This window comes from Rahnella sp. P4_A8 (assembly GCF_056402435.1).
Map to the genome: position 1 here is coordinate 1 of NZ_JBFUHK010000196.1, position 1,808 is coordinate 1,808.

Annotated in this window: 2 protein-coding genes and 1 pseudogene; all 3 read left to right on the top strand. The window is 50.1% G+C overall.

Annotated elements, in window-relative coordinates:
- The first annotated feature begins 2 nt into the window (after nt 1-2).
- Entirely contained in the window at nt 3-1,007 is a 1,005-nt protein-coding gene (gene metN, locus AC1DUO_RS24575; protein ID WP_477989231.1) for a methionine ABC transporter ATP-binding protein MetN, read from the top strand.
- Complete coding sequence (locus tag AC1DUO_RS24580; protein ID WP_166861388.1) at nt 1,000-1,653, top strand: methionine ABC transporter permease MetI; 654 nt, start codon at nt 1,000-1,002, stop codon at nt 1,651-1,653. Before metN ends, AC1DUO_RS24580 begins: the two co-directional genes overlap by 8 nt.
- Before the next feature lie 61 nt (nt 1,654-1,714).
- Nucleotides 1,715-1,808: pseudogene (metQ, locus tag AC1DUO_RS24585) on the top strand (methionine ABC transporter membrane-anchored lipoprotein MetQ); the annotation flags it as partial.

Below are 1,808 nucleotides of genomic sequence, written 5' to 3' on the forward strand. Positions count from 1 at the left end.
AGATTTTCCTGCAGGGTTCGCGCCAGATCGTCGCGCTCTCTGACGTGAGTCTTCACGTCCCTGCCGGACAAATTTATGGCGTAATCGGTTCTTCCGGCGCRGGGAAAAGTACCTTAATACGCTGCGTCAATTTGCTGGAGCGCCCGACTAAAGGCCAGGTGTTGGTCGATGGTCAGGATCTGATGTCCTTCTCAGAGAAAGCGCTGACCCGCGCACGCCGCCAGATTGGCATGATTTTCCAGCACTTTAACCTGCTGTCGTCACGCACCGTTTTTGGCAACGTTGCCCTGCCACTCGAACTCGACAATCTTTCTTCAGCCGATATTAAGAAACGAGTTTCCGAGCTGCTGAGCCTGGTCGGGCTGGAAGATAAGCATGATGCCTACCCGGCGAATCTTTCCGGTGGACAAAAACAACGCGTAGCCATTGCCCGTGCGCTGGCCAGTAATCCAAAAGTATTGCTGTGTGATGAAGCTACCAGTGCACTGGATCCAGCTACCACCCGCGCAATCCTGGAATTACTAAAAGATATCAACCGTCGTCTGGGTCTCACGATTCTGCTGATCACCCATGAGATGGACGTCGTAAAACGCATTTGCGATCAAGTTGCTGTGATCAGCGATGGCAAACTGATTGAGCAGGATAAAGTAAGCGAGATGTTCTCACATCCTAAGACTCCGCTTGCACAGCAATTTATTCAGTCAACGTTGCACCTGGATATTCCGGAAGATTACGCCGTGCGTCTGGTACCCCAGCCTGAAACGGGTCGCGTTCCTTTACTGCGCCTGGAATTTACCGGTCAGTCCGTTGATGCCCCGCTGCTTTCCGAAGCAGTCCGTCGCTTTGACATCAACAATAATATTATCAGTGCTCAGATGGATTATGCCGGCGGTGTAAAGTTCGGGATTATGCTGACAGAAATGCAYGGTTCAGAAGAAAATACTCAGGCGGCAATTCAGTTCCTGCATGAGAATCAGGTGAAAGTAGAGGTACTGGGTTATGTCTGAGGCAATGATGTGGTTAATGGGCCGCGGAATCTGGGAAACGGTCATCATGACGCTAACCTCTGGCCTCTTTGGTTTTGTGTTAGGTTTGCCTTTCGGCGTACTGCTGTACGTCACCCGTCCGGGTCAGATTGCAGAGAATAAAAATGTCTATCGCGTGATGTCGGCGCTGGTTAACATTTTCCGTTCCATTCCTTTTATTATCTTGCTGGTATGGATGATTCCCTTCACGCGTATGATTGTCGGCACCTCAATCGGTTTGCAGGCAGCGATTGTCCCGCTGACTGTGGGTGCTGCGCCGTTTATTGCCCGCATGGTTGAGAATGCCCTGCTGGAAATTCCAAGCGGTCTGGTGGAAGCCGCCCGCGCAATGGGTGCAACACCGATGCAGATCATCCGAAAAATCTTATTGCCGGAAGCTCTGCCAGGTCTGGTCAATGCTGCCACCATCACGCTGATCACTCTTGTAGGCTATTCTGCTATGGGTGGCGCTGTCGGTGCCGGTGGTTTGGGACAAATCGGTTATCAGTACGGTTATATCGGTTACGACGCAACTGTCATGAATACTGTATTAGTCCTGCTAGTGGTTTTGGTGTATTTAATTCAATTTTGTGGCGACCGCATCGTAAAAGCAGTCACACATAAATAACGAAACAACAGCTGTAATAGCTACCTGTGAATGATTTATATCCGTTTATTGAGGAAAGGACATGTCTAACAAATTCAAATCCATTGCAGTTGTCGGCGCGCTTCTGGGATCGCTGGCTTTAGTGGGCTGCGGGCCAAAAGAACAAGATCCAAATC